Raw genomic sequence first — 12265 nt, forward strand, 5'->3', positions numbered from 1 at the left:
GGTCCGGCTGCAGGCGATGCAGGATGCGCTTGAGGCGGTGCCGCCGCGCGGCAGCCTGCTGTGGCGGCTGATGGCGGTGCAGCCCAGGCAGGAGCCGATCCGCGGCCTGTATATGTTTGGCGGGGTCGGACGCGGCAAATCGATGCTGATGGACCTGTTTTATGATTCGGTTGACATCAACCGCAAGGTCCGCGTCCATTTCCACGAATTCATGCAGGATATCCACGCACGGCTGCGCAAGGAGCGCGACAAGATGCAGGGCGACCCCATCCCGCCGGTTGCGCGCCAGTTCACCGACAACTACCGGCTAATCGCCTTCGACGAGATGGTGGTCAACAACAGCGCTGACGCCATGATCATGTCGCGACTGTTCACCGCGATCATCGAAACCGGGGTCACCGTGGTGGCGACCTCCAACCGCCCGCCTGACGATCTTTACAAGGATGGCCTCAACCGCGAACACTTCCTGCCGTTCATCGCGCTGATCAAGGCGCGGCTCGATGTGCAGTCGTTGAACGGGCCGACCGATTACCGGCTCGAACGGCTGAGCGGCACCGATATCTGGCACGTGCCCAATGGAGCACAGGCCACCGCAAGCTTGCGCGATGCCTTCTTCCGCATGACCGACTATCCGCCCGACGATGCCAAGCATGTGCCGAGCGCCGAGGTCGAGATCAGCGGCGGGCGCACTATCCATGTGCCCAAATCGCTGAAAGGCGTCGCGGTATTCTCGTTCAAGAAGCTGTGCGGCGAGCCGCGCGGCGCGCCCGATTATCTGGCGATCGCGCGGCGCTATCACACCGTGTTTCTGGTCGGCATTCCGCAGCTCGGCCCGGAAAATCGCAACGAGGCGGCGCGCTTTGTGACCTTCATCGATGCGCTGTACGAAATGAAGGTCAAGCTGATCGCCTCCGCCGACGCTCCCCCCGGCGACCTCTACGCCAGCGGCGACGGCCGCTTCGAATTCGACCGCACGATCTCGCGGCTGATGGAAATGCAGTCGGACAGCTATCTCGCGCTCGGGCACGGGGTGCGCAGCGGCGGGGAGTGATGGGGGATGCGCGACAGGGGTGCGTGGGTGCAACATCGGCAGTTTGCACCTGAGCGCTGGACAGCTGCCAACTCGGTGTGCGCTCATTTAACGACATAAATGCCGTCGTTTCCGTGTCTTACCTGAACCAAATGGTGCCCTGTTTCGGCATATGCGCGAGACGGGGTCTCCGCGAGCGGACCAGAATTCACGACCAATTGCGGAACATAAGCGGGGGTGCAGCGCTGAGACAGTGCATCCGCTTTTCAAGTGACCTATCCAAGGTTTCTGGCGATGGGTGAAGGAGAATGATGATGAAGTTCCATTCGGCACTGGCACTGGCTGCAGCCGCCACCATGCTCGGATCGACGGCTCTTGTCGCACAGGAGTCTACTGGCAAGCGGTTTAACGTCACCTTGGATGGTGCATCGGAAGTGCCCGGCCCAGGTGATCCGGACGGATCAGGGACTGCGATGGTCCGGATCAATCCCGGGCAACAGCAACTTTGCTATACCCTTAGCGTCAGCGATATCCAGCCCGCCAGCGCGGCCCACATCCACGAGGCTCCCGCAGGCGAAGCAGGGCCAATAGTTGTAGATCTGAAATTCACCGGCACAATGAACGAAACCTGCGTCAAAGTTGACCGCAAGCTCGCTCAGGAGATCATTCGCAACCCAAGCGATTACTATGTCAATGTCCATAACAGCGAATTTCCGGCGGGCGCAGTTCGTGGGCAATTGAGCCGATAACGCCAGCCGTCTGCATTGCACGTCATGGTCCATTGCGACGCATCAAAAAAGCGGGTTCGCCGGTCAGCGGCGGACCCGCTTTGCGGCTGCGTTCATCAGACGCGCTATTCAACCATGTTCGCTTGCGCAGCGTTCTTGTGCTAATCGGGCGGACATGTTGCGTTGTAGTGATTAGATGTGGTCACCAGACACGCATGGACCGGGGGGTGCTGTTTTGAAGACTCTCACAGTTCTCATGCTAACCGTGATGCTTGCTTCCTGCTCCCCTTTGCGCACATTCAATGCCGTCGTCCCCCAGGACCGAGGCGTTGTCGCGGTGGAGAGAGGCGCCGCATATGGCGCACACCCCCGTCAGCAGGTCGATCTCTATCGGCCAAAGACCTGGCGTGATGGGCAATCAAGCTTGCCGATCATCGTCTTCTTTTACGGCGGCTCCTGGCAAGATGGGGACCGGAAAGGTTACGCGTTTGTCGCACGTGCCTTTGCTGATGCAGGTTTTCTGGTGGCGGTTCCCGATTATCGCCTGGTTCCGGAAATTCGCTTCCCCGCCTTTCTCGAAGACTCGGCGGCGGCTGTGCGCTGGGTTCGCGCAAATGCTGAGCGCCTTGGCGGAGACCCTGACCGCATTGTGCTCGTCGGCCATTCGGCAGGGGCCTATAACGCGGCTATGCTGGCGTTGGACGATCGCTGGCTGGGCGAAGATCGGCAAGCGCTGCGCGGGCTGGTGGGATTGGCGGGTCCGTATGATTTTCTGCCGCTGGATACTGCGGTGACGATCAAGGCATTTGGTCAGGCGCAGGATTTAAAGAGCACCCAACCAATCACTTTTGCTTCATCAGGAGACCCGCCGGCGCTGCTGCTCCATGGCGCTCGCGACACGACGGTTTATCCTCGCAACAGCGATAGACTTGCGAGCCTGCTGCGCGCCGCAGGCGTTGATGCGCGGGTGAAGATCTACCCCAAAGTCGGCCATGTTGGGATCGTGACCGCGTTGGCACAGCCTTTTCGCGGACGAGCCCCGGTGCTGAACGATGTCATAACGTTCGCACGGGATGTGACCGCCGACCAGAGTGGTGTGCCGTCCCAGCGTCAGTGAAACGACGATCCCCAGCCTCTACCCACCCTATTCCCACACCACCCTGCACCCCAGCGCCGCCAGCGCCGGGTCGCGGGTGATGACGGTCAGGTCTTCGATGATCGCCTGCGCCGCGATCATCCGGTCGAAGGGGTCGCGGTGGTCGCCGGGGAGGGAGCCTGCGAGCAGGCCGTGGTCGACCGTGACCGGCAAAGAGAAGAAATCGTCGGCCTCGCGCCAATCCTCAAAATTGTCGACAAGCGGCTGGCCGCCGGGAAGTTTGCCAATCCGGCATTTGGTGGCGATTTCCCACGCGGATGCCGCGCTCAGGCCAATTATCGTCTCATCCGCCAGGATGATGTCGCGCAATTCGAATGGTAGCATCGGATCATCGGTCCACCACCAGATCAGCGCGTGCGTATCAAGAATGTAGCCACTCACTCCCAGGCCCGCAGTTCTTCCTCCGGCAAGGGATCAAAGAAGCTGTCGGGCAATGTGTATTTGAGCCGCCCCGGCTTGCGCTCCACCTTGGGCTTTTCGAGCGGCACCAGCCGTGCGTAGGGCTTGCCAGCCTTGGCGAGGATGATCTCCTCGCCTGCATGCGCGCGATCGAGCAGCTTGGAAAAATGGGTCTTGGCGTCGTGGACATTGACGATACTGGTCATGATTACCCACTTAGTCCATTGACTGGACTAAGTCAATGGACTAAGTCCGATTGCATCACGGGTCGCAAAACTGCGACAGACCGCTTATATGGGATCGTTATGAACCAGTATGTCAACCTGTCCGACGCCGAAACGCCTGTGCGCGATGGCACCATCAAGCTGCACGGGCCAGAGGGCTTTGATGGCATGCGCAAGGCGGGGCAGCTCGCCGCGTCCGTGCTCGATGCGCTCACCGGTTTTGTCACCGAAGGCGTGACCACGGCGGAGATTGACGCAAAGGCGCGCGAACTGATTCTGGCGGGCGGCGGCATACCGGCAACGCTCGGCTATCGCGGCTTCACCCACAGCTGTTGCACCTCGATCAACCATGTCGTGTGCCACGGCATTCCGGCGGATCGCAAGCTCAAGGATGGCGACATCATCAATGTCGATGTCACCCCCATTCTCGATGGCTGGCACGGCGACACCAGCCGCATGTTCCTGATCGGCGACGTTGGCGTGAAGGCGCGGCGGCTGATCGATGTCACCTACGAATGCCTGATGCTCGGCATCGAACAGGCGCGGCCCGGCAACACGATGGGCGATGTCGCGCACGCCATCCAGCGCCATGCCGAAAAGCACCGCTATGGCGTGGTCCGCGATTTTTGCGGCCATGGCCTTGGCCGCCTGTTCCACGATGCGCCGGAAGTTGTCCACGCCGGTCGCCCCGGCACCGGGCCTGAGCTGAAACCCGGCATGTTCTTTACCATCGAGCCGATGATCAACATCGGCAAACCGGCGGTCAAGATGCTCGACGACGGCTGGACGGCGGTGACCCGTGACCGGTCGCTCTCGGCCCAGTTCGAACACTCGATCGGCATCACCGAGAGCGGCTGCGAGATTTTCACGAAGAGCCCGGCGGGGCTGGATCGCCCGCCTTATTGAGGCTGTTACACGTTAGCAGCGTCATCTGTCGTGTCGAACAGCGCAGCGTGATTACGGGCACCGTGAACGACTCGAACGATCAGCAAATCGTCTCCAATTACTTTGTAATTAATCACGTAACGGCCGACGCCTCGGCTCCGTAGTCCTGCCTGAAATTCGTCTCGTGGCGATCCAATACCTGGCATTTCAGCCAGCTTCGCAAAAAGCGCTTCAAAGCGATCTGTCTGCCGGTCTGCTGCGGCAGGATCGTGTTCGGACACATAATCATAAGCATCATCAATGTCCTGCGCGGCGGCGCGCGTGACGATGACGGTCATTTTGCGGCGGGTGATACCTTCCTCCTCGCTTCCAGACGTACCCGACCTCTCGCCTTGAAGGCCTCAGCATCCCACGCCACCACACGCCCTGCCTCAATATCGTCGATGCCCTTTTGTATTTCCCGGCGCAAATCCTCAAGCTCGGCCTCACGTAGCCGCCTTTGGCTCTCCCAGTCGCGCAAGGCATCGCGGATCGCCTCGCTCACGCTGGCGTATTCGCCGGCTGCAACCGCCGCGTGCAACAGGCGGTGATGCGTGTCGGTCAGGGTGATGCTCGTCTTTTCCATCGCGCGGTTCCATGTCAGCCAGGGTGTCAGGTATGATTATATACTACCCGATCACCCCCGAACAAGCCCCGCGTCGAAGCCGCTGCCTGCCCAATTAATGGGCAGCGAGGGGCTCCCTTGCCCGCATTTCCATCATAGCCCCGCAATAAAATTGCATCTTTGCCAAGCAATTGTGGCAGTTTGCGTCTTGGCACGTTAATTGTTTGGGAAGCATGCAGGAGGATTCGCCGGGCAGCGCTGCTGGCCGCAGGAAGTCCTCCACCAGATATGGCTTTGGCGCTGCAGGTTTCCCCGCCCTGCCCGCTAGGCAAAACAGGGCAACGCCCCCGCCGGGGTGACGTGTCGGCACATGAGGATGACCAGAAACCGCCATGAAAAAGATCGAAGCGATCATCAAGCCCTTCAAGCTCGACGAGGTGAAGGAAGCGCTGCACGAAGTCGGCGTATCGGGCATCACGGTGACCGAGGCCAAGGGCTTCGGTCGGCAGAAGGGCCATACCGAGCTGTATCGCGGCGCGGAATATATCGTCGATTTTCTGCCCAAGGTGAAGCTTGAAATCGTGGTCGATGATACGCTCGCGGACCGGGTGGTCGAGGCGATCGCGGCGGCGGCGCAGACCGGCCGCATCGGCGACGGCAAGATTTTCGTGATCCCGGTGGAATCCGCGCTGCGGATCCGCACGGGTGAGCGCGACAACGACGCGATCTGACGAAGGACGCGCGCACCATCCGGGAGAGGCCGCTACGGGGGCCACACAGCCAAGCCAACAGTTCCATAACGGGGGGCCGGGCGTTGCGCCGGGTTCAGACACAAAGAGGGAAAAGCACAATGTCAAAAGCAAAGACCGCCAAGGATATTCTTGAGCTGATCAAGGACAACGACATCGAGTGGGTCGATGTCCGCTTCACCGATCCCAAGGGCAAGTGGCAGCACCTGACGATGTGCGCGGGTGTGATCGGCGAGGATGAGCTTGAAGACGGGCTGATGTTCGACGGATCGTCGATCGAGGGCTGGAAGGCGATCAACGAATCCGACATGATCCTGCGGCCTGACATGGACGCGGCCTATATCGATCCGTTTTCGGCCGATCCGATGCTGATCCTGTTCTGCGACATTGTCGAGCCCGGCACCGGCGAGCTGTATGCCCGCGATCCGCGCAGCACCGCCAAGCGCGCCGAGGCCTATCTGCAGTCGACCGGCATTGGCGACACCGTCTATGTCGGCCCCGAAGCCGAGTTCTTCATGTTCGACGATGTCCGCTTTGAAGACGGCTATGCCGGATCGATGTTCGCCATCGACGATGTCGAGCTGCCCACCAACTCGGGCCGTGCTTACGAAAGCGGCAACCTTGGCCACCGTCCGCGAGCCAAGGGCGGCTACTTCCCGGTGGCGCCGGTTGACAGCGTGGTCGACATCCGCGCCGAGATGGTCAGCACCATGCTTGAAATGGGCCTGCCGTGCGACAAGCACCACCACGAGGTCGCCGCCGCGCAGCACGAGCTCGGCCTGACCTTCGGCACGCTCACCACCACCGCCGACCGGATGCAGATCTACAAGTACGTCGTCCACATGGTGGCGCAGGCCTATGGCAAAACCGCGACCTTCATGCCCAAGCCGATCAAGAACGACAACGGATCGGGCATGCACACCCACATCTCGATCTGGAAGGACGGCAAGCCGCTGTTCGCGGGCAACGGCTATGCGGGCCTGTCAGACATGTGCCTGTATTTCATCGGCGGCGTCATCAAGCACGCCAAGGCGCTCAACGCCTTCACCAACCCCACCACCAACAGCTACAAAAGGCTGGTGCCGGGCTTTGAGGCGCCGGTGCTGCTGGCCTATTCCAGCCGCAACCGCTCTGCCTCATGCCGCATTCCTTATGGCACCGGCGAAAAGGCCAAGCGCGTCGAATTCCGCTTCCCAGATGCGATGGCCAACCCGTATCTGTGCTATTCGGCGCTGCTGATGGCGGGTCTCGACGGCATCCAGAACAAGATCCATCCCGGCGAGGCGATGGACAAGAACCTCTACGATCTGCCGCCCGAAGAGCTGAAGGAAGTGCCCACGGTCTGCGCATCGTTGCGCGAAGCACTCGACTCGCTGATCGCCGATCACGACTTCCTGCTCAAGGGCGATGTGTTCCTCAAGGACCAGATCGATGCCTATATCGAGATGAAATGGGCCGAGGTCAGCCGCTGGGAAACAACCCCCAGCCCGGTCGAGTTCGACATGTATTACAGCTGGTAACGGCGCGACAACTGTAGCCAGCAAAAAGGCGCCTCGGGACAGATCCGGGGCGCCTTTTTTGATGCGATAAGTGGCGGCTTCGCGCTTAGCGGCAACGCGCCCCGTTGCGATCGATCGCCCGGCCCGCAATCGCGCCGCCGGCCGCGCCAAGGATTGAACCGATCGTGTTCGACCCGCCCGGCGCGATGATGTTGCCCAGCACACCGCCCGCGATCCCGCCGACGATCAGCCCGGTCGTGCCATCCCGACGGCGGCAGTAATAGCGACCATCCTGCCCGCGATACACGCGGTCGTTGTTGTTCAGACGCCGCTCGCGATAACGGCGGTTGTCGACATAATAACGATCAGCATAATAGTTGCCGTATGACGGATCAGGGCGGTTGTAGTCATACTGGCTGTAATTGCTGTAGCGCGGATCACCATAATTAGCACCGGCACAACCGCCAACCACTGTCGCAGCGACCAGCGCAGCACCGATTGACCAGCTTTTGGGATTGTTGATCGTCATATCACGTCCTTGCGTTATCTTTCCACATTGACGCGGGAGGCGGTGATTCCGTTCCGTTGGGGGCGGAGATAAGTGTGGGGCTGGCGGGCAATTGCCAGCTACTGACGGCTCGCAACCAGGCTGACAAAATCGGTAACATCCATAAGCCAAGCCTGTTGTGCAGGGCGATAGGTTGCGTGCAGACCGCGCGGGATGACCAGTTGCAGATTTTTGGCGCGCATCTCGTTCGTCTGGTTTTCCGATATGCCCGGTGCAAACGTCAACAGGTGCTTTTCCGGGATACGAATGGCTTCCGAAAGCACTTGCCGCCAACGGTCCTTCAAAGACGACTTTGCCCCCAGCATCGTCAACCGTTCAGGTGCAAACTCCTCGTCAAGATACTCGGCCTGACCGGGAAAAAGGAAATCCGGCTTGTTCTTGTTTTCGGTTTCTGCCCCACGTGCATACCGGATACCGTTGGCTAGGAAGAGCGCTTCCAGATGGTTTTCCAGCGCTTGACCGGCCCGCGCCTTGCGACGGTTTTGCAGGCTTAGCGAGAAGCCAAAAAATCCGTCAACGTCAGCATCCCCATCAACCAGAAAGCCACATGCGATCCGTTCAGTGATGATGCGCCGTTCCAGTCGTCGGAACAGCAATTCCTCTCGCTCCATCCACGCCATGAGAGCAACATCGGGTGCTTCGCGCGCAGAAATGTCTGGCAGGGATGATCGCGCAAGATCGGAGAACACGCGCGTGGTCGGAAATTTGAGGCCAAATGGTGCGATCAACCCATCCAGTAGATCAGCTTCCGGCTCATCCGCATCAATGCCGAGTTCATCGAGAATATAACGCGCGGCAAAGTCCAGTTCACCGCTTGTGTCGGGTGTCAACTCACGCTGCTCGAATTGCAAGCCTGGCTGTTCAGACATTCCGAACAGCCAGAGCAACTGGCTTTGGATCGTGGTGCCGTCTGGCGTAACAATAAACAACAAACGGTCATCGGGGCGGCGGGCGACAAAAAGAGTGTCACCCGGCTGCATCAATTCTGTGACGCTATTGCTTTGATAATAGAGCCGCCATTCTGCTGACCGTTTCGGGTCATTGGCACGACTGTCATACCATGACAGCTTTCCTTCGTCAGACAGCGCTTCCTGCTCTGCACCAAGCCAAATATAGGTTGCATCGAAGCGGGCGTCCGTGCCGCCGCGAGGGGCGTTTCTGGTCTGCTGGCCAAGAATGCGAAGTAGAACCCTTGAGCGGGTCACTTGGACAACGGACTGGGAACGCCAGCCCCATTTCCAGCCGAAACAACGGAAAAATCTCATTCGCCTTTCAATAAATTCATGATATGTTCTTCTTCAAGGCAATCTCGTAAGGCAATGGCTATGCAATCCAAGAAATGGTCTGAAGAAGAGACTATTTTAGCTTTATACCTGTACTTTCAGCTACCGTTTGGTCAGCTGCATTCGGGAAATGTGGAAATCCAGCGTTTAGCGGACAGAATTGGTCGAACACACTCATCCGTCGCTATGAAATTAGCGAACTTCGCTAGTTTAGATCCAAAGATAACGGATAGCGGGCGCAGGGGGTTGGGCGGAGCGTCGAAGCAAGATCGTGAAGTATTTGCTCGCTTCCAAAAAGATTGGACCTCACTAGTTGTCGAGGCTGAAAGACTCATGCAGAGCGACCATAACGAGAGTGGTCTACCTCTAGTAAAAGAAACGATAACAGATTTTGAGTGGACCAGAGGGAACGGTCTAACGTCGGTTCAACGCTTCTCGGACCAACGATTGGGCCAAGGATTTTTTAGGCGAGCAGTAATAGCAAATTTCGAGATATGCTGCTGCATCACCGGAATCGATGATCATCGTTTGTTGAACGCCAGCCATATCGTTCCGTGGCGATCCGATGTCGGAAATCGGCATAACCCGGCCAATGGCCTTTCACTTTCCGCAACATTTGACCGCGCATTCGACCGTGGCTTGCTAACCGTGTCGACAGATGGACTTGTCAAAATATCTCGCCAACTACTGGATTCGTCAAGGGCTGAAACACGTTCCTACTTTAGTCCATATCAAGGCAAGAAAATCAAAATGGGCAGTAGGTTTGATCCTGATCCTTCATTGCTGGCGTGGCATAATAAGGAGCAGTTCGTTGACGCATAAAAGCCCCAAGCTTGTTTTTGAATATCGCTATCGTGATGCTGCTAACTACAAAATCGAGGGTCGTGTATTTTTAAATGGCGGGCTAACGATACGACAACGGAACGCAATTCAAACCAAAATGGAATCAGAAGAATTTTTTGTTGCAGAGCAGGTCGGTATCCCACCCCTAGCTGAAAAGCTGTTCGAGTTTGGGGGCGGCCCAACTTCTGAAGATCATGCTTGGCACGAGTTTGACGGTTTCAGGACGATGTCATCGGATTTTCAAGCGACAGAGCGTGACATCATAATGAACGCTGAAAAACTATTCGATGCATTCAATGCCGTTGACTCGTGGAAGCCAGAAATATCGCCCAATTTTGTATGAGTGGAACTGGGTTTTCCGGCACCGGTCGAGGAAGGCGAAGCGGCAAGCGATGAGTGATCTTTTTGGCAATCCGGTTGACCGGCAGCATAGCTTGTTCGGCGATGCCGAGAACCTGATTCCACATCCCAGTGCGCCCGACATCATCCCCGACCCGAACCGGGTGCGCGAAAAGCTGCTCGCCCTGCTCGAAACCGCCAAGGCAGCCGACCGCATGCCGTGGACAGAACGCAAGGCGCGCATGTGGCAGATTGTCTTTCCGCAAATGGCAAACTGGCTACCCGATGACGAAGCCAATCAACTGCGTTTTGAATTTGCTCAGGAATTAGAGCGGCTTAAACTGGCGGCATAACCATACCACACGCCAATAACCATTTTCCTACACACCCCGCTGCGGGTTATGCTGCGCGCATGTTGCCCTCACCCTTACCATTACCATGCCATCACGCCGACGCTGCCGCGCCGGTCATCGGACGGATTGTTAACAGGGGGGCGTTTTCATCCCAAACGAGCGGAGGTTTTTTACCCTTTGAACAGTGTAAACCGTGTCAACTGTGTCCAGCGGGCATGACACCCTCCCCCGTGTTCCGGCGACACGCCGGAATCCAGGGGTCGTGGTGCGCCATCTCGCCCCTGGACTCCGGCGTGTCGCCGGGATGCGGATAGGGCGGGGTTGGGCCGACCGGAGAAAGGAGAGTGTCGGTAACCGCGTCCTAGCGGAACAGCAGCACTGACATCTGGCCCGAGCGGATCATCTGGGTCGTGGTGCTGCCCACCAGCATGTTGCGCAGGGGGCTGTGGCCATAGGCACCCATCACGAACAGGTCGATGCCGCGTTCCTTGGCGACCTGTTGCAGCACGGCATCGGGGTTGCCCTCGCGCTGGATGGCCTTGACCCCGGCCTTGCCGGTGAACTGCGATTGCGCCCAGTCAAGCTGCGCGGTGTGCTTGTCGGTGTAAGATCCGACCAGCACGATGTCGATGTCGACATCGGCGAACAGCGGCGAGGTGGCGGCATACTCGATCGCCTTGCGGCTGGAGTTGCCGCCGTCAAAGGCGATGGCGACGCGCTGCGGGGTCTTGAACACGCGGGTGCAGACCATCACCGGCTTGTTGGACTGGCGCACGACGCGTTCGACCTTGCTGCCCAGATGGCCCTTAGCGAAGTCGGCCTGCGCGCCGCGCTTGCCGATGACCACCATCGAGGCAAACGCCTCGCGGTCGATGATCGTCTCGACGATGCCGCCTTCGCGCTGGGTGGTCTCGATCTCGGTGACGCCGCGCGCGCGCAGCTGCTCTGCCGCGGCCTGCAGCAGGAGTTCGCCCTGCTGCCCGGCGAGCTTGCCCTCGGCGACCTTGAGCGCAACGATCTCGGCCATCAGCGAGGGGCGGTTGCCAAGCCCGATGGTGCCGCTCAGGTCCTGCTGCGCGGCGATCTCGTCCTTGCGCTGGATGACGTGGAGCAGTTCCACCGATGCCCCCAGCCGCGTCGCTGCCCAGCCGGCGTGTTCGCAGACGGTCTGCGAGTATTGCGAGATGTCGAGGCAGGCGAGCAAGCGGTTCATGGGGCGTCTCCTTCGGGGGGTCGTGCAGATGGGCTCGTGCGTGGGAGAGGGGTCTGGCTGTCAGCTATAGGCGCGGGGCTGTTGACGGGGGCTGTCTCTGCGGTTGCGGTGCGTTCATGCCTCTCCCAAGCGTTCCTGACGGCGATGAGGCTACACTGTCACAGACCGCACCGGGTGATCAACCGTGTGTTGCGTTGGGGCGCGAGAAAGCGTGGCCAGGTGGCGGGGCGGTGGCACCGTCAGTCGGCCTTCAGCAGGCTCACGATCAGGGCCTTCTGCGCGGCCCAGCTGCGGCTGGTGGGCGCGATCAGCTCGACATGGCCTTCCGGGCCGTGGACCAAGGTCTCGACGCTGACGCCGCGCGCGGCCATCGCTGCGGCATAGGCCTGGGC

The 12265-nt window shown here is 59.4% G+C and carries 16 protein-coding genes; 9 read left to right on the plus strand and 7 right to left on the minus strand.

Translation table 11 applies throughout. The annotated features are described in order from the left end of the window. The 3 genes from zapE to ACEW8G_RS02570 form a co-directional block, all read left to right on the plus strand. A partial coding sequence (zapE, locus tag ACEW8G_RS02560) for a cell division protein ZapE (protein WP_373486879.1) occupies positions 1 to 1051 on the plus strand: 1051 nt, incomplete at its 5' end. Positions 1052 to 1338: 287 nt separating this feature from the next. Next, positions 1339 to 1779, plus strand: a complete 441-nt coding sequence (locus tag ACEW8G_RS02565; protein ID WP_373486880.1) for a CHRD domain-containing protein — start codon at positions 1339 to 1341, stop codon at positions 1777 to 1779. A 175-nt stretch (positions 1780 to 1954) separates the two neighbouring features. Next, entirely contained in the window at positions 1955 to 2875 is a 921-nt protein-coding gene (locus ACEW8G_RS02570; RefSeq protein WP_373486881.1) for an alpha/beta hydrolase, read from the plus strand. Positions 2876 to 2902: 27 nt separating this feature from the next. Here ACEW8G_RS02570 and ACEW8G_RS02575 read toward each other — a convergent pair whose 3' ends face one another. Then, positions 2903 to 3295 carry a type II toxin-antitoxin system VapC family toxin gene (locus ACEW8G_RS02575; RefSeq protein ID WP_373486882.1) on the minus strand — a complete coding sequence of 131 codons (393 nt, stop codon included), beginning with the start codon at positions 3293 to 3295 and terminating at the stop codon, positions 2903 to 2905. Continuing rightward, complete coding sequence (locus ACEW8G_RS02580; RefSeq protein ID WP_373486883.1) at positions 3292 to 3519, minus strand: type II toxin-antitoxin system Phd/YefM family antitoxin; 228 nt, start codon at positions 3517 to 3519, stop codon at positions 3292 to 3294. The genes ACEW8G_RS02575 and ACEW8G_RS02580 overlap by 4 nt, the downstream gene beginning before the upstream one ends. Before the next feature lie 99 nt (positions 3520 to 3618). Between ACEW8G_RS02580 and map the strand changes: the two genes are divergently transcribed. Continuing rightward, entirely contained in the window at positions 3619 to 4443 is an 825-nt protein-coding gene (gene map, locus ACEW8G_RS02585; protein ID WP_373486884.1) for a type I methionyl aminopeptidase, read from the plus strand. 5 nt (positions 4444 to 4448) lie between these two features. On the opposite strand, the gene ACEW8G_RS02590 is transcribed toward map, so the two are convergent. Further along, entirely contained in the window at positions 4449 to 4760 is a 312-nt protein-coding gene (locus ACEW8G_RS02590; RefSeq protein WP_373486885.1) for a type II toxin-antitoxin system RelE/ParE family toxin, read from the minus strand. After that, complete coding sequence (locus ACEW8G_RS02595) at positions 4757 to 5047, minus strand: type II toxin-antitoxin system ParD family antitoxin (protein ID WP_373486886.1); 291 nt, start codon at positions 5045 to 5047, stop codon at positions 4757 to 4759. Before ACEW8G_RS02595 ends, ACEW8G_RS02590 begins: the two co-directional genes overlap by 4 nt. A gap of 371 nt (positions 5048 to 5418) precedes the next feature. On the opposite strand from ACEW8G_RS02595, the gene ACEW8G_RS02600 reads away from it, so the two are divergent. Both ACEW8G_RS02600 and glnA read left to right on the plus strand, forming a co-directional pair. Next, on the plus strand, positions 5419 to 5757 hold the full coding sequence (locus tag ACEW8G_RS02600; RefSeq protein ID WP_373486887.1) for a P-II family nitrogen regulator: 339 nt from the start codon (positions 5419 to 5421) through the stop codon (positions 5755 to 5757). Between the two features lie 119 nt (positions 5758 to 5876). Further along, complete coding sequence (gene glnA, locus ACEW8G_RS02605; RefSeq protein ID WP_373486888.1) at positions 5877 to 7295, plus strand: type I glutamate--ammonia ligase; 1419 nt, start codon at positions 5877 to 5879, stop codon at positions 7293 to 7295. Positions 7296 to 7380: 85 nt separating this feature from the next. On the opposite strand, the gene ACEW8G_RS02610 is transcribed toward glnA, so the two are convergent. Beyond that, a complete protein-coding gene (locus ACEW8G_RS02610) occupies positions 7381 to 7803 on the minus strand; it encodes a hypothetical protein (protein ID WP_373486889.1) in 423 nt (140 codons plus the stop codon). A gap of 98 nt (positions 7804 to 7901) precedes the next feature. Continuing rightward, positions 7902 to 9107: a type II restriction endonuclease gene (locus tag ACEW8G_RS02615; RefSeq protein ID WP_373486890.1), complete on the minus strand. Its 1206-nt coding sequence runs from the start codon at positions 9105 to 9107 to the stop codon at positions 7902 to 7904. A 60-nt stretch (positions 9108 to 9167) separates the two neighbouring features. Between ACEW8G_RS02615 and ACEW8G_RS02620 the strand changes: the two genes are divergently transcribed. From ACEW8G_RS02620 to ACEW8G_RS02630, 3 genes are all read left to right on the plus strand, one after another. Further along, positions 9168 to 9947, plus strand: a complete 780-nt coding sequence (locus tag ACEW8G_RS02620) for an HNH endonuclease (RefSeq protein ID WP_373486891.1) — start codon at positions 9168 to 9170, stop codon at positions 9945 to 9947. Then, positions 9937 to 10311 (plus strand): hypothetical protein, encoded by a 375-nt coding sequence (locus tag ACEW8G_RS02625; protein WP_373486892.1) that lies wholly within the window; start codon positions 9937 to 9939, stop codon positions 10309 to 10311. Before ACEW8G_RS02620 ends, ACEW8G_RS02625 begins: the two co-directional genes overlap by 11 nt. Positions 10312 to 10402: 91 nt before the next feature. After that, complete coding sequence (locus tag ACEW8G_RS02630; RefSeq protein ID WP_373486893.1) at positions 10403 to 10660, plus strand: hypothetical protein; 258 nt, start codon at positions 10403 to 10405, stop codon at positions 10658 to 10660. Between the two features lie 361 nt (positions 10661 to 11021). On the opposite strand, the gene ACEW8G_RS02635 is transcribed toward ACEW8G_RS02630, so the two are convergent. Then, positions 11022 to 11873: a universal stress protein gene (locus ACEW8G_RS02635; protein WP_373486894.1), complete on the minus strand. Its 852-nt coding sequence runs from the start codon at positions 11871 to 11873 to the stop codon at positions 11022 to 11024. Positions 11874 to 12265: the final 392 nt, after the last annotated feature.

Source organism: Blastomonas sp. (genome assembly GCF_041747255.1).
Lineage (GTDB): Bacteria > Pseudomonadota > Alphaproteobacteria > Sphingomonadales > Sphingomonadaceae > Blastomonas.

Bases quoted from the DNA above. Each gene is read 5' to 3' on its own strand.
- ACEW8G_RS02565 (WP_373486880.1), top strand. From the start codon at position 1,339: ATGATGATGAAGTTCCATTCGGCACTGGCACTGGCTGCAGCCGCCACC.
- ACEW8G_RS02570 (WP_373486881.1), top strand. From the start codon at position 1,955: ATGTGGTCACCAGACACGCATGGACCGGGGGGTGCTGTTTTGAAGACT.
- ACEW8G_RS02580 (WP_373486883.1), bottom strand. From the start codon at position 3,519: ATGACCAGTATCGTCAATGTCCACGACGCCAAGACCCATTTTTCCAAG.
- map (WP_373486884.1), top strand. From the start codon at position 3,619: ATGAACCAGTATGTCAACCTGTCCGACGCCGAAACGCCTGTGCGCGAT.
- ACEW8G_RS02590 (WP_373486885.1), bottom strand. From the start codon at position 4,760: ATGACCGTCATCGTCACGCGCGCCGCCGCGCAGGACATTGATGATGCT.
- ACEW8G_RS02595 (WP_373486886.1), bottom strand. From the start codon at position 5,047: ATGGAAAAGACGAGCATCACCCTGACCGACACGCATCACCGCCTGTTG.
- ACEW8G_RS02600 (WP_373486887.1), top strand. From the start codon at position 5,419: ATGAAAAAGATCGAAGCGATCATCAAGCCCTTCAAGCTCGACGAGGTG.
- glnA (WP_373486888.1), top strand. From the start codon at position 5,877: ATGTCAAAAGCAAAGACCGCCAAGGATATTCTTGAGCTGATCAAGGAC.
- ACEW8G_RS02610 (WP_373486889.1), bottom strand. From the start codon at position 7,803: ATGACGATCAACAATCCCAAAAGCTGGTCAATCGGTGCTGCGCTGGTC.
- ACEW8G_RS02615 (WP_373486890.1), bottom strand. From the start codon at position 9,107: ATGAGATTTTTCCGTTGTTTCGGCTGGAAATGGGGCTGGCGTTCCCAG.
- ACEW8G_RS02620 (WP_373486891.1), top strand. From the start codon at position 9,168: ATGCAATCCAAGAAATGGTCTGAAGAAGAGACTATTTTAGCTTTATAC.
- ACEW8G_RS02635 (WP_373486894.1), bottom strand. From the start codon at position 11,873: ATGAACCGCTTGCTCGCCTGCCTCGACATCTCGCAATACTCGCAGACC.